Source organism: Geodermatophilus sp. URMC 61 (assembly GCF_052931555.1).
The window spans coordinates 3,289,376-3,314,313 of sequence record NZ_JBRFHZ010000002.1 but is presented as its reverse complement, the minus strand read 5'-3'; the positions used below and the strand labels follow the sequence as shown (position 1 = coordinate 3,314,313).

The window sequence follows — 24,938 nt, the reverse complement described above, 5'->3', positions numbered from 1 at the left end:
CCGGAGATCGTCGGCGCCACGTGATGTCATCGGGGGGTGGCACTGCGGGGGGACGAGTCGACGCCGGTCTACCGCCTCGTGCAGCGGGCGGTGGCGCCGGTGCGACGGCCCCGGCTCGACCCCACCCAGCAGGCCGTCGTCGACCACCCGGGCGGCCCGCTGCTGGTGCTCGCCGGCCCTGGGACGGGCAAGACGACGACGATCGTCGAGGCGGTCGCCGCGCGGATCGAGCGCGGCGTCGACCCCGAGCAGATCCTCGTCCTGACCTTCAGCCGCCGGGCTGCCGCCGAGCTGCGCGACCGCGTCACCGCGCGCGTGGCGCGCACCATCCGGGAGCCGCTGGCCCGCACCTTCCACTCCTACGCCTACGGCGTGCTGCGACGGGCGGCGCTGCTGCGCGGGGAGGCGCCCCCGCGGCTGCTCACAGCCGCCGAGCAGGACGCCGTCGTCGCCGAGCTGCTGCGCGGTGACCTGGCCGGGGAGGGCGCGGTGCGCTGGCCGGAGTCGTTGTTGCCGGCGCTCACCACCACCGGATTCCGCGGCGAGCTGCGCGAGCTGCTGCTGCGGGCCACCGAGCGCGGGGTCGATTCCGAGCTGCTGGCCGCCTGGAGCCGCGAGACCGGCAACGAGGCGTGGCTGCACGCCGCGGCCTTCCAGGAGCAGTACGAGGCGGTCACCGCCTTCTCCACCGCCGGCGGCGGTGACGCGTCGGGCTACGACCCCGCCGAGCTGGTCCGGGCCGCGATCGTCGAGCTGGAGGACGACCCGGCGCTGCTGCGCGCCGAGCGCGAGCGGGCCCGCTGGCTGTTCGTCGACGAGTACCAGGACACCGACCCCGCGCAGGTCGAGCTGCTGCAGCTGCTCGCCGGCGGCGGGGGTGACCTGGTCGTCGTCGGCGACCCCGACCAGGCCGTCTACGCCTTCCGCGGCGCCGAGCCGCGCGGCATCGTCGAGTTCCCGGAGCGGTTCCGCACCGTCACCGGCCGGCCCGCACCGCGGCTGTCGCTGGGCGTGTGCCGGCGCTCGGGCCCGGCGCTGCTGGCGGTCAGCCGGAGGGTCGCCGAGGCGCTGCCGGGCCCGTGGGAGCACCGCCGGCTGGCCCCGGTCGAGGGCGCCGAGGAGGGCTCCGCCGAGGTGCACGTCTTCGGCTCGGCATCGGTCGAGGCCGCCTACGTCGCCGACACCCTGCGCCGCGCGCACCTGGTCGACGGCGTCCCGTGGTCGGGGATGGCCGTCGTCGTCCGCACCGCGCTGGCCATCGGGCCGCTGCGCCGGGCGCTCGTCTCGGCCGGCGTGCCGGTCGAGGTGAGCGCCGACGACCTGCCGCTGGCCGCCCAGCCGGCCGTCGCACCGCTGCTGGCCGCGCTCGGCGCGCTGCTGCCGCAGCCGGGCACCGAGCCGGGCACGCCGGCCCTCGACGAGCCCGGCGCCGAGGCGCTGCTGACCTCGCCGCTGGGCGGCGCGACCGTGCTGGACCTGCGTCGGCTGCGCCGGGCGGTCCGGATCGCGCAGGCCCAGCGTGGGGTCGACGCCGACGAGCGGGGCGCGCCGCTGGCCACCGCGCTCACCGACGAGGCGTTGCTCGGGGAACTGCCCGAGGCCGTCGCCCTCCCCGCGCGCCGGGTCGCGGACGTGCTGGCCGCCGGCCGGGTGGCACTGGCCCGTGACGGCTCCGCGGAGGACGTGCTCTGGGCGATGTGGCAGCGCAGCGGCCTGGCCGGCCGGTGGGCCAGGGCCAGCGCCGCCGGCGGGGCGGCCGGGGCGGCTGCCGACCGCGACCTCGACGCCGTCGTCGCGCTGTTCGACGCCGCCGCGGGCTTCGTCGACCGGCTGCCCTCGGCCACCGTCGGCGCGTTCGTCGAACACCTGTCGGCACAGGAGCTGCCCGGGGTCGCCGGCGCGGGGCGGGAGTCGGCGGCCGACGCCGTCCGGCTGCTCACCGCGCACGCGTCCAAGGGCCTGGAGTGGGACGTCGTCTGCGTGGCCGGTGTGCAGGAGGGCATCTGGCCCGATCTCCGCGACCGCGGCACGCTGCTGGGCACCGAACTGCTGGTCGAGCGGGTGGCGGGCATCGACGGCGCCGTCCTCGACCGGCGCGTGCAGATGCTGGCCGAGGAGCGGCGACTGTTCTACGTCGCCTGCACCCGCGCCCGCCGCCGGCTGCTGGTCACCGCCGTCGAGGGTGCCCTGGACGGTCCCGACGCCGGCGCCACCGCCTCCCGCTTCCTCGACCTCGTCGTCGCCCCGCCCGACGACGGCCGGCCGCTGACGCCGCTGCCGCGCTCGCTCACGCTGCCCGCGCTGGTCGCCGACCTGCGGCGGGCGGTCAGCGATCCGCAGACCGAGCCGGCCCGCCGGTCGGCCGCCGCGGCGGTGCTGCGCCGGCTGGCCGACGAGGGCGTGCCCGGCGCCTCCCCGGCCGACTGGTGGGGCCTGGCGCCGCTCTCCGACGACGCCCCGCTGGTGCCCGACGGCGAGGCGGTGCGGGTGCGCCCGTCGGCGATCGAGACCTTCCAGCGCTGCCCGCTGAAGTGGGTGCTGGGCGCGGTCGGTGCCGAGGCCTCGCCGGACGCCACCCGCACCGTCGGCTCCGCGGTGCACGCCGTCGCCCAGAAGGTGGCCGAGGGGCTGCCCGCCGCCGAGGCACCGGCCGCGCTGGCCGAGGAGCTCGACCAGCTCGACCTCGGGTCGGGGTGGGCCGACCAGCGGCAGCGGGTCGCCGCCGGCGACATGCTCGACCGGTTCCTGCGCTGGCACGCCGCCAACCGCCGCGAGCTGGTGGCCGCCGAGGCCGACTTCGACGTCACCGTGGGGCGGGCGCGCATCCGCGGCCAGGTCGACCGGCTCGAGCGCGACCGCGCCGGCCGGCTGGTCGTGGTCGACCTCAAGACCGGCCGCACCGCCGCCCGCGACATCGACACCCACGGGCAGCTGGCCGCCTACCAGGTGGCCGTCGCCGCCGGCGGGTTCGGCGAGCACGGTGACACCCCCGGCGGCGCGGCGCTGCTCCAGGTCGGCTCCGGGACCAGGGCCAAGGAGCAGGCGCAGGACCCGCTGCCCGCCGACGTCCCGGCGGCCCAGAGCTGGGCCGGGGAGCTGGTGGCGCAGGTCGGCGACGGCATGGGCGCGGCCACCTTCGAGGTGCGCACCGGCAGCCACTGCTCCCGGTGCCCGGCCCGGCGCAGCTGCCCGATGCACGAGCGCGGTCGGCAGGTCACGTCGTGAGCCGCCGGTCGCCCACACCGGCCGAGGACCAGCTCGCCTTCGACGACGCCCTGTTCGGTGCCGCGCCGCAGCCGGTGCGGGAGCGCCGGCTGCTCAGCCCCGCCGAGGTCGCCGAGCGCTGCGGGCTGAAGTACGCGCCGTCCGACGAGCAGGCGCGGGTGGTGTCGGCCCCGGCCGACCGGCCGCTGGTCGTGGTCGCCGGCGCCGGGTCGGGCAAGACCGAGACGATGGCCGCCCGCGTCTGCTGGCTGGTGGCCAACGAGCTCGTCGCTCCCGACGCGATCCTCGGGCTGACCTTCACCCGCAAGGCGGCCAGCGAGCTGGGCGAGCGCATCCGGATCCGGCTGGGCGCGCTGTCCCGGCACCCGGAGACCGACCCGGAGCTCAGTGAGCGGCTGGCCGTCGCCATGCCGACGGTGTCGACCTACCACGGCTACGCCGCGTCGCTGGTCAGCGAGCACGGGCTGCGGATCGGCGTGGAGCCCGGTGCCGGCGTGCTCGGCCCGGCCATGTGCTGGGGGCAGGCGGCCTCCGTCGTCTCCGGCTGGACCGGCGACATGGACGACGTCCCGCTCACCCCGCTGACCACCGTCGAGGACGTGCTCGTGCTGGCCGGCGAGCTGGGCGAGCACGACATCTCCGCCGACCGGCTGCGCGAGTGGACCGGGCAGCTGGAGCGGCGGATCGCCGGCTACCCCGACGCGAAGGGCAAGCGCGGCCCGTACAAGCCGGTGCTGGAGATGCTCGCCCGTCAGCGGGCCCGCGTGGCGCTGCTGCCGCTGGTCGAGGCGTTCGAGGCGCGCAAGCGGGCCGCCGGGGCGATCGACCACTCCGATCAGGTGGCCTTGGCCGCGAAGGTGGCCGTCGCCGCGCCCGAGGTCGGCCGCCGTGAGCGGGCCCGCTGGCGGATCGTGCTGCTCGACGAGTACCAGGACACCAGCGTCGGCCAGCTGCGGATGCTGGAGGCGCTGTTCGGCCGCACCACCGGACACCCGGTGCTCGCCGTCGGCGACCCGCGGCAGTCGATCTACGGTTGGCGCGGCGCGTCGGCGGGGACGATCGAGCGCTTCTCCCGCACCTTCCCCGGCGTGCGCGGCAGGGAGGCGCAGCGGCTCACCCTAGCCACCAGCTGGCGCAACGACGGCGCGGTGCTCGCCGTCGCCAACGACGTCGCCGGGCTGCTCCCGGCGCCCGAGGTGCCGCTGCCCGACCTCGCGCCGGCGCCCGGTGCTGGACCCGGGCTGGTCACCGCGGGCCTGTACACGACGATCGCCGAGGAGACCGAGGCGCTGGCCGACCGGCTGGCCGCCTGCTGGCGCGGTGCGGATCCGGCGCTGCCGCCGCGCGCCGACGGGCGCCCCCCGACGACGGCGGTGCTGGTGCGCACGCGCAAGCAGCTGCCCGGTATCGCCGCCGCGCTGCGCGCCCGCGGTCTGCCGGTGACCGTCGTCGGTCTTGGCGGGCTGCTGGAGGTGCCCGAGGTCTCCGACGTGGTCGCGACGTTGACCGTGCTCGTCGACCCCACCGCCGGCGACGCGATGGGCCGACTGCTCACCGGCGCTCGCTGGCGGATCGGCCCCCGGGACCTCGCCGCGCTCGAGTCCCGCGCCCGCGCGCTGGTGCACTCCCGCCGGACCGCCCGCGAGGACGACGACGATCCCGCTCCCCGCCCGTCCGAGCGCGGCAGCATCGTCGAGGCGCTCGACGACCTCGGGGACCCCTCGGCCTACTCGCCCGCGGCCTACCGACGGCTGCGCCGGCTGGCCGCGGAGCTGGCGCACCTGCGCAGCCGGCTGGGGGAGTCGCTGCCCGACCTGGTCGACGAGGTCGCACGGGTGCTGGGCCTGGAGACCGAGCTGGCCAGCGCACCCGGCGTCAGCCCCGGCGCGGCGCGGGCGCACCTCGACGCGCTGCACGGGGTCGCCGCGGAGTTCACCGAGCTGGCCGAGCTGCCCTCGCTGCCGGCCTTCCTCGGCTACCTGCGCGACGCCGAGGAACGCGAGCGGGGCCTCGAGCCCGGCGAGGTCGCGGTCGACCCCGAGTCGATCCAGCTGCTCACCGGCCACTCGGCCAAGGGCCTCGAGTGGGACGTCGTCGCCGTGCCGGGCATGACGGCCGACCAGTTCCCGGCCCGCACCGACACCAGCGACTCGTGGGTCAAGGACCCCGGCGCGGTCCCGGTCGACCTGCGCACCACCGACCGGGAGGAGCTGCCGCAGCTGCGCCTGCCGGTGCCCGGCTCCGGCGACCAGGCCGCGGTGCGCGCCGCGTTCGAGGACTACGTGGACGAGTGGAAGCGCTTCGGTGAGGCCGAGGAGATCCGGCTCGGCTACGTGGCGGTCACCCGGGCCAAGCACCTGCTGCTGTGCTCGGGCAGCTGGTGGCGCGAGGGCGTGAAGCCGAACGGCCCGTCCGTGCTGCTCGACACCGTCCGCCGCGCGTGCACCGCGGGCGCCGGCGTCGTCGTCGCGTGGGCCGAGCAGCCGGAGGAGGGCGTCACCAACCCGGCGCTCGAGGAGTGGCCGGTCGGGGTCTGGCCCGCCGACCCGCTCGCGTCGCCGCGCCGGCGGGCGCTCACCGCCGCCGCCGAGCTGGTGGCCGGTGCCGCCCCGCACCCGCTGGACGCCGACGCCGTCCTCGGCTCCGGCGACCCGGAGGTGGCGCGGTGGGTGCGCGACGCCGACCTCCTGCTGCACGAGCGGCGCCGCACCGCGCGGCCCACGGTCGAGGTGCCGCTGCCCAGCCACCTGTCGGTGTCCGAGCTGGTCACGCTCCGGCGCGACCCGGCCGAGCTCGCCCGGCGGCTGCGCCGGCCGATGCCGGCCGCGCCCGCGCCGCTGGCCCGCCGCGGCACCGCCTTCCACGCCTGGCTGGAGGAGCGCTTCGGCGCCGCCCGGTTGCTCGACCTCGACGAGCTGCCCGGCTCCGGTGACGAGTCCGCCGCCCCCGACGGGGCCCTGGCCGTGCTGCAGCAGGCGTTCCTCGCCAGCCCCTGGGCCGACCGGCAGCCGGTCGAGGTCGAGGTGCCCTTCGAGACGCCCCTGGGCCCGCTCACCCTGCGTGGGCGCATCGACGCGGTCTTCGACGACGGCAGCGGTGGCTTCGAGGTCGTCGACTGGAAGACCGGCCCGCCGCCGTCGGGCGGGGAGCTCGCTGCCGCGGCGGTGCAGCTGGCCGCCTACCGGCTGGGCTGGTCGCGGCTGACCGGCGTCCCGGTCGAGCGGGTCAGCGCCGGGTTCCACCACGTCGCCGCCGGCATCACCGTGTGCCCGGTCGACCTGCTCGACGAGGCCGGCCTGCTCGCCCTGGTCACCGGCACCGCGGACGACGAGCCCGAGCCCGAGGAGTGCTGACCCGCGCGGTGCGGCCCCGTCCCGAGGCTCACCCCGATTCCGACCGGTCCCGTTGAGAGGCTCGCCGCGCGCCTGCGAGCGGTCGGGCGGCCCCGTCCAGGGCACCGCCGCGAGCCTGCGAGCGGTGGGGAGGACGGGGTCCTCCTCGGGGTCCTGCTCGGGGTCCTCGTTCAGCTGGAGGCGACGCGGTCGAGGATCGCGACCGCCAGTTGCTCCGGCGCCTGCTCGGGGACCCAGTGCGAGACCCCGGCCAGCTCGACGAAGCGGTAGTCGCCGGTGACGTGCTCGGCGCAGCCCTCCGCGGTCCGCCGTCCGATCGCGACGTCGCCGTCGCTCCAGACGTAGGTGGTCGGCACGGTCACGTCGTCGACCGGCGTGGCCGAGCTCATCGCCCGGTACCAGTTGAGCGCGGCGGTCAGCGCGCCCGGCGCCGACAGCACGGCGACGTACTCGTCGACGACCTCGGCCGGGACGGCGTCCCCGAACATCCGCCGCAGCCGCCGGGCGTCATCGGCCAGCAGCACCTCCTCGGCCTTGCCCTGTTGCCAGAACAGCCGGATGTAGGCCGAGCGCTCCTTCTGCTCCGGATCGGCGCGGAAGGCCGTGGTGAACGCCGTGGGGTGCGGCACGGAGACGGCGGTCAACGAGCGCACCCGGTCCTCGTGCCACGCGGCCAGCGCCCAGGCGACGTTGGCGCCCCAGTCGTGCCCGACGACGTCGGCCACCGGCACGTCCATCGCCGTCATCAGGTCGGCGGTGACCTGGGCCAGGTTGGTCAGCGCGTAGGCCTCGACCTCGGCCGGCCGGGCGCCGGGGGAGTAACCCTGCTGGTCGACGGCGTAGGTGCGCAGCCCGGCCTCGGTCAGCCGAGGCGTCACCGCGGCCCACGACGCCGACGTCTCGGGGAAGCCGTGCAGCAGCAGCACCGGGCGGCCGTCGTCCGGCCCGTCGGCCCGGACGTCGAACGTGAGCTCGCCGACGTCCACCCTCAGCAGCTGTCCCGCCATGACCGCGACGCTACCGTCGGGAGTCGTGAGCAGCCCGGAACGCGATTTCGTCGGCGCGCACCTCGACGACCTGCACGCCCACCTCGACGCGTGGTTGCGGATCCCGTCGATCTCCGCCGACCCCGCGCACACACCCGACGTCGCCGCCAGCGCCGAGTGGCTGGCCGCCGCCCTGCGCCGCACCGGCTTCCCCGTGGTGGAGGTCTGGGAGACCGCCGGCGCCCCCGCGGTCTACGCGGAGTGGCCCTCGGCGGACGACGGCGCGCCGGTCGCCCTGGTCTACGGCCACCACGACGTGCAACCGGTCGACCCGCTGGAGCTCTGGGAGCACCCGCCGTTCGAGCCGACCCGCGTCGAGGGCCCCGACGGTCCGGAGTTGCACGCCCGCGGCGCCATCGACGACAAGGGCAACGTCGCGATGCACCTGCTCGGCATGCGCGCGCACCTGGCCGCCACCGGCCGGGACACCCCGGCGGTGACCGTGAAGATGCTGGTCGAGGGGGAGGAGGAGTCCGGGTCACCGCACTTCGCCGCACTGCTGCGCGAGCGCGCCGACCGGCTGCGCTGCGACGTCGTCGTGGTCAGCGACACCGGGATGGCCGCCCCCGACGTCCCCAGTGCCGTGGTGGCCATGCGCGGCCTGGCCGGCGCGGAGATCACCCTGCGCGGACCGGCCGTCGACCTGCACTCGGGCTCCTTCGGCGGCGGCGTCCCCAACCCGCTGCACGCGATGGCCACCCTGCTGGCGAGCCTCCACGACGAGCGAGGCCGGGTCACCCTGCCCGGCTTCTACGAGAAGGTGCGGCCGCTCACCGACCGGGAACGCGAGCTCATGGCCCGGGTGCCCTTCGACGAGGCCGCCTGGCTGGCCGGGCCCGCGGCCTCCCGCGTCGCCACCGGAGAGGAGGGCTTCACCACCCTAGAGCGGATCGGCGCGCGGCCCACCGCGGAGGTCAACGGCATGTGGGGCGGGTACACCGGCCCCGGCCACAAGACGATCATCCCCGCCGAGGCGCACGCCAAGATCAGCTTCCGGCTGGTCGCCGACCAGTGCCCCGCCGACCTCGCCGAGCAGGTGCGCGGCTGGGTGGCGGCGAACCTGCCCGCGGGCATCCAGGCCGACGTGCACGTCCCGGAGCGCGGCGTCTCGCCGTGCGCCAGCGACCTGGACTCCCCGGCGATGGCCGCGCTGCTCACCGCGATCGGGCAGGCGTTCGACACCGACCCCGCCGACGTCCTCTTCACGCGGGAGGGCGGCAGCGGACCGGAGGCCGACCTGGTCGACGTCCTCGGCGCGCCGCTGCTCTTCCTCGGCGCCGGGCTGCCCACCGACCGCATCCACTCGCCGAACGAGCGGGTGCTGCTGCCGATGCTGCACCGCGGCGCCGAGGCGGTCGCGCACCTGTGGCGGGAGCTCGCCACCGTGCCGCTGCGCCCCCGGTGACCGTCGGCGACCGCCGCTGACCCGGGCTCCCAGCCTGCGCACCTAGGGTGGCGCCGTGACCGGTACGTCGAGCGCGCCACCGGGGTGGTACCCCGACCCCGACGGCACGCCCGGGACGGCGCGCTGGTGGAACGGCGCCGGGTGGTCCGACGTCACCACCCCCGTCGGTCCGGGCGTGACCGTGCAGGCGCCCGCCGGGCCGGCCCTCGCGCCCGAGGCGCCGGCGTCGACCCCGCCGCCCGGCCCGGAACGGCCCCCGCGCCGCACCGGGTGGGTGGTCGGGCTGTCGGTGCTCGGGCTGGTGCTCGCCGTCCTCATCGGCTTCCTCGTCGGCCGGCCCAGCGGCACGGTCGACGACCCGGGCCCGACCGCGCTGCCGGCGCCGAGCGGGTCGGCCTTCCCGCCCGGCACCCTCCGGATCGTCGACGAGGCCGCCGGCATCGCCTACCCCTACCTCGGCCAGGGCTGGCTCGAGTACGACCTGCAGGACGTCGCCGAGACGACCTCGGTCGCCGGCCAGTACCTGGTCACGCAGGAGGTCACGCCCGACGGCGGGCCGTTCATCGCCCAGTGCACCTCCGGGCCGCTGTCGCCGCTGTTCGACCCCGCGGCCGGCCTGCAGCCCACCCTCGCCCAGGTCGCCGAGAGCGTGCGGCTGAACTACTACCCGATCCCCAACCAGCAGGAGATCCTGCGCGACGAGGCCCGCACCGTCGACGGTGCTCCCGCGCACCTGCTGGAGTTCGACCTCTCCTGGGACGTCGAGGGCTACGAGGCGACGGGGGAGCGGGCCGCGCTGCTGCTCGTCGACGTCGGCCGGCCCGCCCCCGCGCTGCTCTACCTCTCCGTCCCGAACAGCCACGCGGAGCTGTACGGGGTCATCGACCGCGTCATCGACGGCATCGACGTGCTGTGACACGGTCGGCCTACCGGCCGACACCGCGACCACGTGCCGTCCCCGAGCGGCGTGGAGCCCCCGACCCCCGTTCCGGCTCGGGGGACCCTCCGGGCCCCCGCTCCCCGGGACCCGCACCGCGACCACGTGCCGTCCCCGAGCGGCGTGGAGCCCCCGACCCCCGTCCCGGCTCGGGGGACCCTCGGGCCCCCGCTCCCCGGGACCCGCGGGGGACGGCGGTCGCCCCTCCGCCGCCGCCCGGCGCGGCGTCCTCGGGCGCGGCTACTGTCGGGCACGTGACTGCAGCTGGGGCCGACCTCACCCTCCGGCACCCGGTGGAGCGCTTCCGACTCGAGAACGGGCTGCGCGTCGTGCTGGCGCCGGACCGCAGCGTCCCGGTGGTGGCCGTGACCGTCTCCTACGACGTCGGGATGCGCAACGAGCCCCAGGGCCGCACCGGTTTCGCCCACCTCTTCGAGCACCTGATGTTCCAGGGCTCGGCCAACGTCCCGAAGATGGAGCACGCCCGCCTGGTCCAGGCCGCGGGCGGCACCTTCAACGGCTCGACCCACCAGGACTACACGAACTACTACGAGGCCCTCCCCGCCGAGGCCCTCGAGCGCGCCCTCTTCCTCGAGGCCGACCGCATGGCGGCACCGGCCATCACCGAGGAGAACCTCCGCAACCAGATCGACGTGGTGAAGGAGGAGATCCGGGTCAACGTGCTCAACCGCCCCTACGGCGCCTTCCCGTGGCTGCAGCTGCCCGCGATCGCCTTCGAGAGCTTCGCCAACACCCACGACGGCTACGGCTCGTTCGTCGACCTGGAGTCCTCGACGGTCGACGACGCCGCGGACTTCTTCCACCGCTACTACGCGCCGGGCAACGCCGTCCTGTGCCTCGGCGGCGACCTCGACGTCGGGGAGACCGAGCAGCTGGTGCGCCGCTGGTTCGGCCCCATCGCGGCCCGCGAGGTGCCGCCGACGCCGCCCACCGGCGAGCCCTCGCCCACCACGGTCCGCTCCGGCGTGGTCGAGGACCCGCTGGCCCCCGCGCCCGCGGTCGCCCTCGGCTGGCGGGTGCCCGACCCGGTCGGCGACCTCGACACCTACCTCGGCACGGTGCTGCTGGCCGAGCTGCTCAGCGAGGGCGACGCCTCGCGGCTGGAGCGGCGGCTGGTCCACGACGACCAGCTCGCCATCGCACAGAGCAGCTACGTGGGCCTGTTCGGCGATCCCTTCGACGTCCGGGACGCCACGCTGCTCACCACGCAGGTGCACCACCCGGCGTCGGTCCCGGCGGAGAAGGTGATCACCGCGGTGCACGAGGAGGTCGGCCGGATCGCCGAGGAGGGAGTCGGCACCGACGAGCTCACCCGCGTGCAGGCCCGCACCGAGGCCCAGCTGCTGCGCCAGGCCGACTCGGTGCTCGGCCGCACGCTGGCCTTCGCCACCGCCGAGCTCGTCCACGGCCGCGCCGAGCTGGCCGGTGAGCTCGCCGCCCGGCTGGCCGCCGTCACCCCCGAGCAGGTGCGGACCGCCGCCCGGGGCCTGGACCCCGGCACCGTCGCGGTCCTCGAGCTGCGCGCGACGGGAGGTCGTCGATGAGCGAGCTCGCGAGCTCGACCGTGAACCCAGCAGTGCCGCGAACGCGGCCGACGAGCGCCGGCGAGGAGGACGCGTGAGTGCCCCCGTGCTGATCCCGCCGCTGGGCGAGCCCCGGCCCCAGCCCGAGCTGACCGTCACCGAGGAGACGCTGCCCAACGGACTGCGGCTGGTCGTCGTCCCGCGGCCCGGCGTCCCGCTGGTCGAGCTGCGCCTGCGGGTGCCCTTCGCCGCCGCGACCGCGCGCGCCGCCGCGCAGCACACGGCCCGCGCCTCGGTGCTCTCCGGCGCCGTCCTGCTGGGCACCGGCGCGCACGACGCCACCGGCATCGCCGAGGCCCTGCAGGCCCACGGCGGGGAGCTGTCGGTCTCCACCGACCCCGACCGGCTGCTGTTCGCCACCACGCTGCTCGCCGAGGGGCTCGCACCCGTGCTCGGCGTGCTGGCCGAGGTGCTCACCGACGCCACCTACCCGGCCGACCGGGTGGAGGCCGAACGGGCACGGGTCGCCGAGCGGATCTCCATCGCCCGCTCCCAGCCCGGCGTCATCGCGCGCACCGCCCTGGCCGCCCGCCGCTACGGCGTCCACCCGTACGCCGAGCAGCTGCCCGCGGCCGAGCTGGTCACCGCGGTGCGCAGCCAGGCGCTGCGCAAGCTGCACCGCGAGCGGGTGCTGCCCGCCGGCAGCACGCTGGTGCTGGTGGGCGACCTCGACCCGGCCGGCGCCGTGGACGCCGTCGGCACCGCGCTGGCCGGCTGGACCGGCGACGGGACGGCGGTCGCCGCCCCGCCGGTGCCGCAGCTGGCACCCGGCGCGCTGCAGGTGGTCGACCGGCCCGGCGCCGTGCAGTCCAACCTGCGCCTCGGCGGCCCTGCGCCCAGCCGCACCGACCCCGACCTGCCCGCGGTCCGGCTGGCCAACATGGTCTACGGCGGTTACTTCTCCTCCCGGCTGGTCGAGAACATCCGCGAGCGGCGCGGCTACACCTACAGCCCGCGCAGCTCGGTCGACCACCTCGCCGCCGCGTCGTCCTTCCTCGTCGAGGCCGACGTCGCCACCGGGGTCACCGGGCCGGCGTTCCTCGAGACCTGGTACGAGCTGGGCCGCATGGCCCTCACGCCGGTCACCGAGGACGAGCTCGACGCCGCCCGCCGCTACGTGCTCGGCAGCATGGCGCTGTCCACCGCGACCCACGCCGGGTTGGCCAGCACGCTCTCGGCGCTCGCGGGCTCGGGACTGCCTCCGCAGTGGCTGGCCGAGCACCAGCAGGCGCTGGCCCGGGTCACCGTCGAGGAGGTGCAGGAGGCCGCCCAGCGTTACCTGCAGCCGGGCGGACTCACCGCCGTCGTCGTCGGTGACGCCGGGCAGGTCGCCGACCCCCTGCGCACGTTCGGCCCGGTCGAGGTCGCGCCGGCGGACCCGGCATGAGCGTCCCCGACGGCGGCAGCACCACGGCGGACAACCCGCCACCGCCCGGCGACGGCGTCGCCTGGCCGGAGAGCAGCCCCTCACCGGTCAGCGCCGTGCCGGTGCTGTCCCGCTCCGCGCACGATCGCAGTCACCTGGCCCGGTCGCTGCCCGACCCGACCCGCGGTCGCCCGGTGCGGGTGCTCACGGTCGACGAGCGGCGCACCGTGCCGGTTGAGGAGGACGGGGGCCGACCGCGGCTGCTGTGGGAGGAGCGGACCGGGCTCCCCGAGGGCGCGATCTACCTCGGCGAGGCCGACGGCGTGCCCTACGCCGCCGTCCGCGGCGACCGCCGGCTGACCGTCGGCGGCCGTCCGGTCGACACCTGGGCCGGCCTGCGCGACCTCGGCGCCGAGCTCGACGACCTCGACGCCGGCCTGCTCGCCGAGGCGGTCGCCATGGTCGAGTGGCACGAGCGGCACCGGTTCAGCCCGCTGTCCGGCGCCCGGACGACGATCGAGCGGGCCGGCTGGGTGCAGCGCGACCCGGAGACCGGCGCGGAGCTGTTCCCCCGCACCGACCCGGCCGTGATCATGCTCGTCCACGACGGCGGCGACCGCTGTGTGCTGGGCCGCCAGGCGGTGTGGCCCCCGGGGCGCTTCTCCATCCTGGCCGGCTTCGTCGAGCCGGGGGAGTCCGCCGAGGGCGCAGTGGCTCGGGAGGTGGCCGAGGAGGTCGGCCTGCGGGTCACCGACATCCGCTACGTGGGCAGCCAGCCGTGGCCGTTCCCGCAGTCGCTGATGCTCGGCTACACCGCCCGCGTCGAGGGCGACCCGACGCTGCGGCTGGACCCCACCGAGATCGAGGAGGCCCGCTGGTTCACCCGCGACGAGCTGCGCTCCGGTGCCGGCCCGCGGGCGCTGCCCCCGGCGGTCTCGATCGCCCGGCACATCATCGACCGCTGGGTCGACGGAGAGCTGTAGCGGGACCTCCTCCCCGAGCCCTCAGCCCCTCTCGCCGGCTCGTCCCGGGTCCCGCTCCGAGCCTGCGGGGAGTGGGGAGGACGGGGTCCTTCCTCCTCCCCGAGCCCTCAGCCCCTCTCGCCGGCTCGTCCCGGGTCCCGCTCCGAGCCTGCGGGGAGAGTGGGGAGGACGGGGTCCTTCCTCAGGCCCAGCGCCCCTGGAGCACCAGCGCGGGGTGGTCAGGGGAGTCGGCCAGCACCACGGCGTCGGCCAGCGACACCGGGTCCACCTCGTCGTCGTAACGGTCGAACGCCGGTAGCTCCCAGGCCTGCTCGGCGGCCGTGCGCCGCCTGCGGGCCGCCGGGGCCACCCGCAGGTGGACGACGACGTCGAAGGCCAGCCCGAGCCCCTGCAGCAGCGCACCCGGGACGAGCAGCACCCCGCGGGGCGGCATCGGCCGCGCCACGGCGCGAGCGGCCCGGTCGCGGTCGACGTCCCAGAGCACCGGCAGGTACTGCCCGGAGCCGCCGGGGCCCACCGGGTCGAGCACCTCGCGGGACAGCGCGCCTGCGTCCAGCCAGTCGGTGTAGCGGGCGTCGGGGTCGGTGCGACCGTGCTCGAACCGCAGGGACGCCGGACGCAGGAACCCACCGGCGGGGACGACGACGGCGGGGCGCCCCAGCGGCGGCAACCGCTCCGCGACCGCGGCCGCCAGCTCGGCGGGCGCGGCGACGTCGGGCCCGTCCACCGCCACGCGCAGGGCGGCCGCCCCGGGCTCGGGGTCGGTGCCGGCCAGGACTGCGGCCAGCCGGTCGGCCAGCGCCTGGGGGGTGAGCGGCTCCGGTCGGGTCAGGACCGGCCTTCCGCGGGGCCGCGTCCGGCCCGGGTCCGCGTGCGGGGGCCCCGGCCGGCCTCCCGCACCGAGATGCGCGGCGCCGGCGGCGGCGCGGCCGGGACGTCGGCGTCCGCCGGGGCGGAACGGACGACCAGGCCGTCGAGCACCTCACGGGCGAGCTCGGGCACGGGCCGCCCCTGCGAGCGGGCGTTCCGCCGCAGCAGCTCGAAGGCGGCCTGCGGCGTGGTCCCCTGCCGTTCGGCGAGCACGCCGATGGCGCGCTCGGTGGAGACCCGGGCAGCCAGGGCGTGCTCGAGCTGCGCGACGGTGAGCTCCAGCGCGGCCAGCCGGACGTCTCGTGGGTCGGCGTCCGTGTCGGTGTCCCCGGCGCCACCGCGGGCGGCCCGTCGGGCGCCGCGGCCGGGCTCGACCTGCGCGCCCAGCTCCTCGCTGATCAGGTCGGCGAGCGTCATGCCCTCCACGAGGTCGTCGACGTCCTCGGCGCGACCGGGGGCGAACACCGACCAGCCGCGGTCGGTGCGGGCCACCACCACGGTGGGCCCCGCGCCGGACGGGTCGCCCGCTGCCGTTCTCCGTGCCGATCCGGGCCTCACGAGGTCTCCTCCACCGGACCCCGCCGACTCGGCGGGCACTCCGCTGGGGTGGTGCACTCACTCACTCGGCTGCCTCCGCGGGGGACTGGGCCCGGCGGGCAGCCGGGTCGGGCGGCGACGGGACTGGTCGTCTCGGACGACTATGCCCTCTCGCGCAACGCCGCGGAGGCATCACCCGCCGTCACGCCCCGGTGGACTGCGCCAGCTGGGCCTTCACCTGGTCGATGCTCGGGTTCGTCAGGGCGCTGCCGTCGGGGAAGAGCAGCGTGGGGACGGTGCGGTTGCCCCCGTTGGCCTGCATGACCAGCTCGGCCGCGGTCGGGTCCCGCTCGATGTCGACCTCGGCGTACTCGATGCCCTCGCGCTGCATCAGCTTCTTGAGCCGCAGGCAGTACCCGCACCAGGTGGTGGTGTACATGGTCACGGCGGCGGGGGCGGCGGTCATCGAGGCGTTCCTCCTGGTCGGTCGGGGGCCCGGGCACGCGTGCCCGGTCATCACGGGGCGACAACGCCGCGTCCCCGGGGATGCTTCCCCCGTCTGTCGGTGGCGGCTGGGAGGATGGGTCTGGCCATCGACGGGAGACGGGGAGGCCGATGTCGCAGATCGCCGGTGCGCCCGGGGACGTCCGGGTGCAGGGCGCCGAGGCGGTCCTCGCGCAGCTGGACGACGAACAGCGCGCAGCCGCCCAGGCGGTGTCCGGGCCGGTCTGCATCCTCGCCGGTGCGGGCACCGGCAAGACCCGCACGATCACCCACCGGATCGCCTACGGCGTGCACACCGGGGCGTTCGTGCCCGAGCAGGTCCTCGCCGTCACCTTCACCGCCCGGGCCGCGGGCGAGCTGCGGGCCCGGCTGGCCGGGCTGGGAGTGGGCGGCGTCCAGGCCCGCACGTTCCACGCCGCGGCCATGCGCCAGCTGCGCTACTTCGCGCCCCGGGTGCTCGGCGGGCCGATGCCGGAGCTGGTCGAGAACAAGCTGCGGCTGGTGGCGGCGGCCGCCTCCCGGTCCCGGTTGTCCACCGATCGCACCAGCCTGCGCGACCTGGCCAGCGAGATCGAGTGGGCCAAGACCACGCTGGCCACTCCCGACGACTACCCGGCCCGCGCACAGGCCGCCGGCCGCGAACCCCCGTTCGAGCCTGCGGTGGTGGCGCGGGTGTACGCGAGCTACGAGTCGGCCAAGGAGCGCGACGGTGCGCTGGACTTCGAGGACCTGCTGCTGGTCACCGCCTTCGCCCTCGAGGAACACCTGGACGTCGCCCGCCAGGTGCGCGGGCAGTACCGGCACTTCGTGGTGGACGAGTACCAGGACGTCAACCCGCTGCAGCAGCGGCTGCTCGACGCCTGGCTCGGCGGCCGCGCCGACGTCTGCGTCGTCGGTGACCCGAACCAGACGATCTACTCGTTCACCGGTGCCGACCCCGACTACCTGCTGGGGTTCGCCGACCGGTACCCGGACGCCGAGGTGGTCAGGCTGGAGCGCGACTACCGCTCCACGCCGCAGGTCGTGGCCCTGGCCAACAAGCTGATCGGGCAGGCGCCGCCGCGCAAGGGGCTGCCCGGGCTGCGGCTGTTGGGCCAGCGCGCCGAGGGCCCGGCGCCCCGGTTCTTCGAGCACCCCGACGAGCCCACCGAGGCCGCGGCGGTCGCCCAGGCCTGCCGCGCCCTCATCGAGTCCGGGACGCCGGCCGCGGAGATCGCCGTCCTGTTCCGGATCAACGCGCAGTCCGAGGTCTACGAGAACGCGCTCGCCGCCGTCGGCGTGCCCTACGTCCTGCGCGGTGGGGAGCGCTTCTTCGAGCGTCCCGAGGTGCGCGAGGCCATCCTGCTGCTGCGCGGCGCCGCGGCCGGCGGCACCGAGCCGGGCGCCCTGGTGCCCACCGTGCGCGACGTGCTCGCCTCCACCGGCTGGGTGGAGCACCGCCCGCCGCCCGGGGGAGCGGCCCGGGACCGCTGGCAGTCCCTCGCCGCGCTGGTCGACCTCGCCGTCGACCTGGTCGCCGAGGACCCGACGATGGACCTCGCCGGCTTCGTCTCACACCTGGCCGCCCGCGCCGACGCCCAGCACGCCCCCACCGTGCAGGGCGTCACGCTGGCCTCGATGCACGCGGCCAAGGGCCTGGAGTGGGACGCCGTCTTCGTCGTCGGCCTGGTCGACGGCGTGCTTCCGATCTCGCAGTCGCTGTCCCGGCCGGACGCGGTGGAGGAGGAGCGGCGGCTGCTCTACGTCGCCGTCACCCGCGCCCGGGAGCAGCTGACGCTGTCGTGGTCGCTGGCCCGCAACCCCGGCGGACGCCGGTCCCGGCCACGCAGCCGCTTCCTCGACGGGCTGGTCCCCGGGTCGACGCCGACGGCGGCACCCCCGCAGCGGCGGCAGAAGCGGGCCAAGGTCGTGCTCGAGGGCGAGGCGGGGGAGCTGTTCGAGCGGTTGCGCGCCTGGCGCAGCGAGACGGCCGCGTCGGCGTCGGTCCCCGCCTACGTCGTCTTCACCGACGCGACGCTGCAGGCGATCGCGGAGACCCGGCCGGCCTCGCTGCGCGAACTGGCCGCCCTGCCGGGCATCGGCGCCCGCAAGCTCGAGCTCTACGGCGAGGACGTGCTGAGCACTCTCGGTTCCTGAACCACCACGGTCGGTTCCGGCGGTCGGTCGCCACCGATTGCCGTGACCCGGGTCGGTTAATTGCGTTGACCACCTCTACGGCGGCCCCTACTGTCCTGATCGCGCTCGCAGGACACCTCGAGCGCGCCAGGACCTGAGACCGGCCGCGCGGCCGCGATCCGACCCCCGGAGGAGGTGGGCGACGTGATCAGCACGATGTGGACCCTCGCCCCCGGGGCTCGTGGCCCGGTGGGCCTCGCCGTGCGCCCGGCTGCCTGCGTCGTCGAGCCGCCCGTCGCCGCGCGCCTGCGCGCCGTCCCGGCGACCCCCGCTGCCCAGCGCCCCGGCACCCGTGCGCCCGGCTTCGACCTCGTCGGCATCGACGTCTTCGGCGCCCCGGCGATCGGCGCCTTCGGCACCACCGGCGACGTGCAGCAGCCCAGCAAGCGCACCACCACCGAGCACAACGGCACCACCCTCGGGATCCACTCCTCGGGGAGACCCTCGAGCTAGCGCTCGACAGGACCTCCTCGAGGCCGCGGACCCGAACCGGGTTCCGCGGCCTCTCTCATCTCCGCCGCGGCACCCGCCCCGACTCCGGTCGGCGGGCCCCCGCCGGTCGCAGACGACGAGTACGAGGAGGAGCGGCAGTGCAGTCGACGGCCGACCGTCTGACGTCCCACCGCCGAACCGGGCTCCCCCGGACCGGCGGATCCCTTCCCCGACGGCCGGCGACCCCGCTGGCGCCGGCACCGGTGCGGCGTCCCCTGCCGTGCCGGACCGACCCGGACCTGTGGTTCGCCGAGACCCCGGCCGGCCTGGAGGAGGCCAAGGTCCGGTGCACCGAGTGCCCGGTCCGTGACGCCTGCCTGGCCGGGGCGCTCCGCCGCGGCGAGCCGTGGGGCGTCTGGGGCGGGGAGATCTTCGAGCGGGGTGTGGTCATCCCGCGCAAGCGCCCGCGGGGTCGTCCCCGCAAGGTGGCGGTCGCTTGAGCGACCGGCACGCGAGGCAAGCCACGGACCCCGGTCCGCCGACGAGCGGGCCTTCCACGACGACGTGAGGACCTGACGTGTACAGCATCGAGTACGACATGGCCGTCGACCGGTTGCGCGACCTGCGCGCCGAGGCCGACGCCGCGGCACGCGCCCGCCGGTTGCGCGCCGCCCGTCGCTGGGCACGCCGTGCCGAGTACGCCACGCGGCGTGCGGCACGGGCCAGCGCCGCCGTCCGCTGAAGCAAGGACCCCACTGCCCCCACCACTCGCAAGCTCGCGGTGGGCCCCTGCAGCGGGGCCACCCGTCCTCCTCACCCCTCGCTTCGCTCGGGGCGAGCCTCGGGACGGGGCCATCCCGGCCGAGGCCGGGTCCGGACGCTCCGGTGCGTCCGGACCCGGCCTCTCCCTGTTCCCGGGCCCTGCCGGGAGGGCAGGCTGGGCAGGTGGATGCCGAGGAGCTCACCTGCGCCGGGTGCGGCCGGCGGGGCCTGCCGGCCGACGTGGCGACGGGCTGGTCGCTGGCCACCCGGCCTCGGCCCACCGGTGCCCAGTCCGGTGCGACCGGCCCGGTGACCGCGCACTGTCCGGACTGCCTGCGCCGGGGGATCCGGGACGTCGAGGGGCGTCTGGATCCCTAGCGCCGCCCCGTCCCGGGCCCCGCTGGCCTCCTGCAGGAAGAGGACCCCGTCCTCCCCACCCCTCGCAAGCTCGGGACGGGGCCGTGGGGCAGGGGGTCCCTGCTCAGCCGGTGAAGCCGGGCAGCCACTCCTCGAGCACGCTGCGGTAGTCGTCGCCCGCGTCGAGCTGGCAGAGCACCCCGATCGACCCGATGGTCACCCGGTGGATGAGCAGGTAGGCCGGCGGCAGGTTGAGCATCCGGCCCAGCCGGTTGGCCTCCGTCCGCGGGTCGGCGATGCGGGTGGCCTGCTCCTGCATCCACGCGCGGGTGAAGCGGAAGTAGCTGCTCTGGATGGGCTCCAGCAGGGGCAGCAGGTAGTCGAGGACACCCTGGGCGTCCACCTCGATGCCGGGCCGGACGAAGCCCTCGACCCGCAGGTCGGCGAGCACGTCCTCCGCCCGGCCCTGCAGCGCCCAGCGCACCAACCGCCCGATCGGCTCGGGGAGGCCGTCGGGCAGGCGCGCGGTCGCGCCGAAGTCGATGACGCCGAGCCGCCCGTCGTCCAGGAGCCGGAAGTTCCCCGGGTGCGGGTCGGCGTGCAGCAGCCGGGCGCGCTGCGGTCCGGAGAAGTTGAGCACCGCCATGAGGTGGCCGGCCCGGTCCCGCTGCTCACGGGTCCCGGTGGCGATGATCCGGGACAGCGGCGTCCCCTCGAGCCACTCCGAGACGATCACCTTCGGCGCGCTGGCCACCACCCGCGGGACGACGATCTCGGGGTCGTCGGCGTATGCGGCGGCGAAGGTCCGCTGCGCGTCGGCCTCCAGGCCGTAGTCCAGCTCCTCGACCACCCGGGCCTTGAGCTCGGTGATGAGCGGCTTGACGTCCATGCCGGGGAACAGCGCGGCGAACAGCCGAGCGAAGCGGGCCAGCTGGTTCAGGTCGGCCATCAGCGCGGTCGCCGCACCCGGGTACTGGATCTTCACGGCGACGTCCCGGCCGTCCCGCCAGGTCGCCCGGTGCACCTGCCCGATGCTGGCCGCGGCCGCCGGCGCGTCGTCGAACTCCTTGAACCTCGTGCGCCACGTGCCGCCGAGCTGCTGGGCGAGCACCGCGTGGACGGTGCGCACCGGCATCGGCGGCGCCTCCTCCTGCAGCTTGACCAGCGCCTCCCGGTAGGGGGCGGCGACCTCCTCGGGCACGGCCGCCTCGAACACCGAGAGCGTCTGCCCGAGCTTCATCGCCCCGCCCTTGAGCTGGCCGAGGACGGCGAACAGCTGCTCGGCGGTGCGCTGCTGCAGCTCCGCGGTCACCGCGTCGGCGTCGCGGCCGGACAGCCGCTTGCCGATGCCCAGGGTGGCCCGGCCGGCCGCTCCCAGGGGCAGGGAGGCCAGGCGTGCGGTCCGTGCGACCGAGCCTCGTGGGATGCCCCGGCCAGGCTCGGTCACGTACTCCTCCTCGGCGGTCAGTCGTCCGCGGTCGCGGCGGCACCGGCCCCGTCCGGGCCCGGAGGCGCACTCGCCGACCATTGTCCCCCGATCGGCGCCGGTACCGCTGACGGAGCGGTCAGGACCCCTCCTCGGCGTCGGGCGCGCACCCGCAGTCGGGGTGGGTCGGCCACCGGCGAGTGCGGGGCAGCAGGTCCGGCGGGCTCAGCTCCAACGTGGTCCCGAGGGCGAGCGGCGCGCCGGTGCCGTCGAGCAGCGCCAGGATCTGCACGGTCGCCGTCACCACGGTCGCCAGGCAGGTCACCGTGGCCCCGCCCGGTGGTGCCTCACCCGCGGTGAGCTGGGCGGCCAGCGCGGGCCACCGCGGGTCGAGGTCCCGGCGGTGCAGGTCCGCACAGCGCAGGCAGCCGGTCGCGCCGGGCACGACCAGCGGTCCGACCACGCCGGTCTCCCCGCGGACCGTCGCCACCAGGTGCGGCACCCCACGCCGCTGCAGACCGGCCACGAGCGGGTCCGACGCCGCCCAGGGCCGGGTGAGCACCACCAGGTCGACCGGAGCACCGGCCGGGACGGGGCGCAGGTCGGTGAGCGGGCTGGCGCGGCGCACGGCGTCGGCGGCGGCCAGCGCGCGTGGGCGGCCCTCGTCGTCAGTGCCGAGCCCGCCGACGACGGCGTCCCCGGCCGTGGTCAGCCCGTCGTCCCGGACGCTCACCCGGCCCACGCCGCTGGCGGCCAGCACGGCGGCGAGCGGCACACCGACCCGCGTCGCGCCGTCGACGACGACCGTCGCGGCTCGCCGGGTCCGCCAGCGCGAGCCGGACTCCGGGCCCGTGGCGGTGGGCAGCTCGGTGTGCGTGCGAGCGGCGGCGGCCGGCCCCGCGGCGGAGGCCAGCAGGTCGGCGGGGTCGAGGTCGATCAGCAGCCCGGTCGCGCGCAGACCGTCGAGGACGGCGCTCAGCGTGGTGGCGTCGTGGCCGGCGAGGGCTGCCTCGGCGAGGACGGCGCGCTCGGTGCGGCGGCCGTCCAGGCCGCGCAGCAGGGTGGTGAGCCCGGCAGCGCCGGGGGAGACGAGCAGCCCGTCGGTGGAGTCGGCTCCGCCGATCTGGACGTCTTCGGCACCGTCCGGACCCGTGAGACGCAGCAGCGGGACGCTCGGGGGCAGCAGTGGGTGCGCGGTGTCGGCCACCGGCGCAGGGTGCCAGCGCACCCGCACGGCGCGCTCCGTCCGTCCACAGGCGCCGGAGACGACGGACGGCGGCGCCCACCGTGCGGGCACCGCCGTCCGTCGCCCCGTCCCGTGTCCTCCTACGAGGCGCGGGGGAGGTGGTCCTCGTTCACGCCTTGCCGAGGATCCGGTTCATCTTGGTGCCGCAGACGGGGCAGGTGCCCTGCGCCATGCGACGGCCGGACTCGCTGACCTTCACTTCGCCGTCGAAGTCGCGCTTCTCCTTGCACTTCACGCAGTAGCCGTTGTAGCTCTCCGCCACGGTGCCTCCTCGTCTCCGGTCCGTTCGGCGTCCCCGCGCGGGGTGCCGTCCTGCCGAACGCTACCCGGGCGCACCGGGGTTCCCCGCGAACGGCGGCCAGGAGCCGATGCGCTTCCCACAACCTGTGGACAGGGCTGTGGAGGACGTGGGGACCCGGCGGCGTGTCGCTGTGCGCGGTCGGGGGACAGTTCCCCGGACGCCACCCGCAGGGTGCCGGGCGACGTGCGGTCCCACCTGCGGTGACACCCCTCGCGTCCCTGTGGACGACGGTCCGCGGAGCCCCGTCCCCGGACCGGGCGGGGCGTGTCCACCGTCCGTGCGACATGCGTCCCGCGAGGGTCCGGCCGCCGGAGCGCACCCGTGCCGCGGTGGCTACGGTTCCCCCGTGCCTGGAACGCCTCCCGACACCCGCCCCGTCCCCGACCCCTCGGCGCGGGAGGACGTGCGGGGCACCCGCGCCGTCCCCGCCGACCGGTCGGGGCGGACGGCGGGGGCCGCGGTGCCCGAGGGGGCCGTCGAGGTCCGGCGCAGCAGCCGGCGGCGGCGGACGGTGACCGCCTACCGGGAGTCCGGGCGCACGGTCGTGCTGATCCCGGCGGCGTTCAGCCGGGCCGAGGAGCAGCGCTGGGTGGCGCAGATGGTCGCCAAGCTGCAGACCCGCGAGGAGCGGCGCCGCCGGTCCCTCGGTGGGGACGACGAGCTGATGGCCCGCGCGCGGGCGCTGTCAGAGGCCCACCTCGACGGGGTGCCGCAGCCGGCCAGCGTGCGGTGGGTGGACAACCAGAACCGCCGCTGGGGGTCCTGCACGCCCGCCGACGGCACCATCCGGCTCTCCAGCCGGCTGCGCGCGATGCCGGAGTACGTCGTCGACTACGTGCTCGTGCACGAGCTGGCCCACCTCATCGAGCCGAGCCACGACGCGCACTTCTGGTCCCTGGTGGCGCGTTACCCGCGCGCCGAGCGGGCGCGCGGCTTCCTCGAGGGCGTCGAGCTGGGCGCCGCGGCCGCCGGGGACGACGTGGTCGACTGAGGCACAGGAACCTGTGCCCGCACAGGAACCGGTGCGGGCGCAGGGCGCTCAGGCCCCGCTGCTGTCGCCCTCGTCCTTCGTCCCGGGCTTCTCGGCGTCCTCGGCGGTGAGGGAGCGCAGCTCGTCGTCGGCACCCTGGCGGGCGACGAAGTCCAGCGGCTCGTCGAGGTCCTCCGAGGTCGGCAGCAGGTCGGGGTGCGACCACAGCCGGTCCCGCTCGGCGTTGCCGTGCCGCTGCGCCATCGCGCCCCACACGGTGGCCGCGTCGCGCAGCCGCCGCGGCCGCAGCTCCAGCCCCACCAGGGTGGCGAAGGTCTGCTCCGCCGGGCCGCCGGAGGCCCGGCGGCGGCGCATGGTCTCGGCCAGCGCGCCGTGTCCGGGCAGCCGGTCGCCCGCGGCCTGGGCCACGACGCTGTCGACCCAGCCCTCGACCAGGGCCAGCAGCGTCTCCAGCCGGCGCAGCGCGGCCTGCTGCTCGGGGGTCTCCTCGGGCTCGAGCAGCCCGCTGCCCAGCAGTGCCTGGATGCCCTCGGGGTTGGTGGGGTCGATGCCACCCATCGAGCCCATCGCCTCGTTGATGCCGCGCTCGATCGCCTCGCGGTCGACGTGGATGCCGCGCGCGTAGGCGTGGACGGCGTCGTGCAGCTGCTGACGCAGCCACGGCACGTGCACGAACAGCCGCTGCGTGGCGGCCTCGCGCAGCGCGAGGAACAGCCGCACCTCGTCGGCGGGGCGGTCGAGGCCGGCGGCGAACTCGGCGACGTTCTGTGGCAGCAGGACGCCGGCGCCGGACGGGGCCAGCGGGATGCCGATCTCGCTGCTGGTGAGGACCTCGCCGGAGAGCCGGCCGAGGGCCTGGCCGACCTGGGCGCCGAACATCAGGCCGCCCATCCGGCCCATGATCCCGGCGAGCGGACCGGCCATCGCGGCCGCCTCGGCGGGGAGGGCGCTGGTCATGGCGCCGACGACGCGCTCGGCGAGCGGGTCGATGAGGGTGCTCCAGGCGGGCAGCGTCTGCTCCACCCACTCCACCCGGGACCAGGCCAGCGGCCGGTCCACGCCGGAGGGCAGCTCGGTGACCTGGTCCAGCCACAGGTCGGCCAGGCGCAGGGCGTCGGCGACGGCGGCGCGCTCGGCCTCGGACGTCGGCTGCGACCCCGCGGCCAGCGAGCTGATCGCGCCCTGCCGCGCGAGGTCCCAGTTCACCGGCCCGCCGGACCAGGTCATCAGCTTCTGCAGCTCGGCGAACAGCGGCATCTTGGCGAGCAGCTCCTCCGGCGTCCCCCCGCCGCCGGCGCCGCCGCCGAAGAGAGCACCGAACCCGAAGGGGTCGTTGCCGGCGCCGGACCCGGACTGGTCGCGACGCTCGGGGTCGCGGTCGGGGAGGCCGAAGCCGAACGGGAGATCGCTCATGCCCC

Annotated in this window: 21 protein-coding genes; 13 read left to right on the top strand and 8 right to left on the bottom strand. The window is 76.5% G+C overall.

The window, feature by feature from the left end:
* The first annotated feature begins 36 nt into the window (after positions 1–36).
* Both ACU610_RS15395 and ACU610_RS15390 read left to right on the top strand, forming a co-directional pair.
* The gene (locus ACU610_RS15395; RefSeq protein ID WP_446768578.1) at positions 37–3,225 is read left to right on the top strand and encodes an ATP-dependent helicase; all 3,189 of its coding nucleotides are present in this window, start codon (positions 37–39) and stop codon (positions 3,223–3,225) included.
* The gene (locus ACU610_RS15390; protein ID WP_446768577.1) at positions 3,222–6,578 is read left to right on the top strand and encodes a UvrD-helicase domain-containing protein; all 3,357 of its coding nucleotides are present in this window, start codon (positions 3,222–3,224) and stop codon (positions 6,576–6,578) included. The genes ACU610_RS15395 and ACU610_RS15390 overlap by 4 nt, the downstream gene beginning before the upstream one ends.
* 170 nt (positions 6,579–6,748) lie before the next feature.
* Here ACU610_RS15390 and ACU610_RS15385 read toward each other — a convergent pair whose 3' ends face one another.
* Positions 6,749–7,585: an alpha/beta fold hydrolase gene (locus ACU610_RS15385; RefSeq protein WP_446768576.1), complete on the bottom strand. Its 837-nt coding sequence runs from the start codon at positions 7,583–7,585 to the stop codon at positions 6,749–6,751.
* Between the two features lie 25 nt (positions 7,586–7,610).
* Between ACU610_RS15385 and ACU610_RS15380 the strand changes: the two genes are divergently transcribed.
* The 5 genes from ACU610_RS15380 to nudC all read left to right on the top strand — a co-directional run bounded on the left by ACU610_RS15380 (position 7,611) and on the right by nudC (position 13,919).
* Positions 7,611–9,029: a dipeptidase gene (locus ACU610_RS15380; protein WP_446768575.1), complete on the top strand. Its 1,419-nt coding sequence runs from the start codon at positions 7,611–7,613 to the stop codon at positions 9,027–9,029.
* Positions 9,030–9,084: 55 nt separating this feature from the next.
* On the top strand, positions 9,085–9,945 hold the full coding sequence (locus ACU610_RS15375; RefSeq protein ID WP_446768574.1) for a DUF2510 domain-containing protein: 861 nt from the start codon (positions 9,085–9,087) through the stop codon (positions 9,943–9,945).
* A gap of 275 nt (positions 9,946–10,220) precedes the next feature.
* The gene (locus ACU610_RS15370) at positions 10,221–11,531 is read left to right on the top strand and encodes a M16 family metallopeptidase (protein ID WP_446768573.1); all 1,311 of its coding nucleotides are present in this window, start codon (positions 10,221–10,223) and stop codon (positions 11,529–11,531) included.
* 73 nt (positions 11,532–11,604) lie between these two features.
* The gene (locus ACU610_RS15365) at positions 11,605–12,957 is read left to right on the top strand and encodes a M16 family metallopeptidase (RefSeq protein ID WP_446768572.1); all 1,353 of its coding nucleotides are present in this window, start codon (positions 11,605–11,607) and stop codon (positions 12,955–12,957) included.
* Positions 12,954–13,919 (top strand): NAD(+) diphosphatase, encoded by a 966-nt coding sequence (nudC, locus tag ACU610_RS15360; protein WP_446768571.1) that lies wholly within the window; start codon positions 12,954–12,956, stop codon positions 13,917–13,919. Before ACU610_RS15365 ends, nudC begins: the two co-directional genes overlap by 4 nt.
* A gap of 181 nt (positions 13,920–14,100) precedes the next feature.
* On the opposite strand, the gene ACU610_RS15355 is transcribed toward nudC, so the two are convergent.
* The 3 genes from ACU610_RS15355 to ACU610_RS15345 all read right to left on the bottom strand — a co-directional run bounded on the left by ACU610_RS15355 (position 14,101) and on the right by ACU610_RS15345 (position 15,792).
* Positions 14,101–14,646: a uridine kinase gene (locus ACU610_RS15355; protein WP_446768570.1), complete on the bottom strand. Its 546-nt coding sequence runs from the start codon at positions 14,644–14,646 to the stop codon at positions 14,101–14,103.
* Between the two features lie 101 nt (positions 14,647–14,747).
* A complete protein-coding gene (locus ACU610_RS15350; protein ID WP_446768569.1) occupies positions 14,748–15,347 on the bottom strand; it encodes an ANTAR domain-containing protein in 600 nt (199 codons plus the stop codon).
* A 181-nt stretch (positions 15,348–15,528) separates the two neighbouring features.
* Positions 15,529–15,792, bottom strand: coding sequence for a mycoredoxin (locus ACU610_RS15345; RefSeq protein ID WP_446768568.1), 264 nt, complete (start codon positions 15,790–15,792; stop codon positions 15,529–15,531).
* A gap of 149 nt (positions 15,793–15,941) precedes the next feature.
* Here ACU610_RS15345 and ACU610_RS15340 point away from each other — a divergent pair, with 149 nt between their 5' ends.
* From ACU610_RS15340 to ACU610_RS15320, 5 genes are all read left to right on the top strand, one after another.
* Complete coding sequence (locus ACU610_RS15340) at positions 15,942–17,966, top strand: ATP-dependent helicase (protein ID WP_446768567.1); 2,025 nt, start codon at positions 15,942–15,944, stop codon at positions 17,964–17,966.
* 183 nt (positions 17,967–18,149) lie between these two features.
* A complete protein-coding gene (locus ACU610_RS15335) occupies positions 18,150–18,458 on the top strand; it encodes a hypothetical protein (RefSeq protein WP_446768566.1) in 309 nt (102 codons plus the stop codon).
* 242 nt (positions 18,459–18,700) lie between these two features.
* Positions 18,701–18,937 (top strand): WhiB family transcriptional regulator, encoded by a 237-nt coding sequence (locus ACU610_RS15330; RefSeq protein ID WP_446768565.1) that lies wholly within the window; start codon positions 18,701–18,703, stop codon positions 18,935–18,937.
* A gap of 77 nt (positions 18,938–19,014) precedes the next feature.
* Complete coding sequence (locus ACU610_RS15325; RefSeq protein ID WP_446768564.1) at positions 19,015–19,179, top strand: hypothetical protein; 165 nt, start codon at positions 19,015–19,017, stop codon at positions 19,177–19,179.
* Positions 19,180–19,382: 203 nt separating this feature from the next.
* The gene (locus ACU610_RS15320; RefSeq protein ID WP_446768563.1) at positions 19,383–19,577 is read left to right on the top strand and encodes a hypothetical protein; all 195 of its coding nucleotides are present in this window, start codon (positions 19,383–19,385) and stop codon (positions 19,575–19,577) included.
* A gap of 103 nt (positions 19,578–19,680) precedes the next feature.
* On the opposite strand, the gene ACU610_RS15315 is transcribed toward ACU610_RS15320, so the two are convergent.
* The 3 genes from ACU610_RS15315 to ACU610_RS15305 form a co-directional block, all read right to left on the bottom strand.
* Positions 19,681–21,003, bottom strand: a complete 1,323-nt coding sequence (locus ACU610_RS15315; RefSeq protein ID WP_446768562.1) for an ABC1 kinase family protein — start codon at positions 21,001–21,003, stop codon at positions 19,681–19,683.
* Positions 21,004–21,121: 118 nt separating this feature from the next.
* A complete protein-coding gene (locus tag ACU610_RS15310) occupies positions 21,122–22,189 on the bottom strand; it encodes a ThiF family adenylyltransferase (RefSeq protein ID WP_446768561.1) in 1,068 nt (355 codons plus the stop codon).
* Between the two features lie 148 nt (positions 22,190–22,337).
* Positions 22,338–22,490, bottom strand: coding sequence for a DUF5679 domain-containing protein (locus tag ACU610_RS15305; protein WP_012950213.1), 153 nt, complete (start codon positions 22,488–22,490; stop codon positions 22,338–22,340).
* A gap of 385 nt (positions 22,491–22,875) precedes the next feature.
* Here ACU610_RS15305 and ACU610_RS15300 point away from each other — a divergent pair, with 385 nt between their 5' ends.
* Entirely contained in the window at positions 22,876–23,520 is a 645-nt protein-coding gene (locus ACU610_RS15300; RefSeq protein ID WP_446768560.1) for a M48 metallopeptidase family protein, read from the top strand.
* 48 nt (positions 23,521–23,568) lie between these two features.
* Here ACU610_RS15300 and ACU610_RS15295 read toward each other — a convergent pair whose 3' ends face one another.
* Positions 23,569–24,933: a zinc-dependent metalloprotease gene (locus tag ACU610_RS15295; RefSeq protein ID WP_446768559.1), complete on the bottom strand. Its 1,365-nt coding sequence runs from the start codon at positions 24,931–24,933 to the stop codon at positions 23,569–23,571.
* Between the last annotated feature and the right edge of the window lie 5 nt (positions 24,934–24,938).

Coding starts and splice junctions, on each gene's coding strand:
- ACU610_RS15385 (WP_446768576.1), bottom strand. CDS start 7,585: ATGGCGGGACAGCTGCTGAGGGTGGACGTCGGCGAGCTCACGTTCGAC.
- nudC (WP_446768571.1), top strand. CDS start 12,954: ATGAGCGTCCCCGACGGCGGCAGCACCACGGCGGACAACCCGCCACCG.
- ACU610_RS15345 (WP_446768568.1), bottom strand. CDS start 15,792: ATGACCGCCGCCCCCGCCGCCGTGACCATGTACACCACCACCTGGTGC.
- ACU610_RS15340 (WP_446768567.1), top strand. CDS start 15,942: ATGTCGCAGATCGCCGGTGCGCCCGGGGACGTCCGGGTGCAGGGCGCC.
- ACU610_RS15295 (WP_446768559.1), bottom strand. CDS start 24,933: ATGAGCGATCTCCCGTTCGGCTTCGGCCTCCCCGACCGCGACCCCGAG.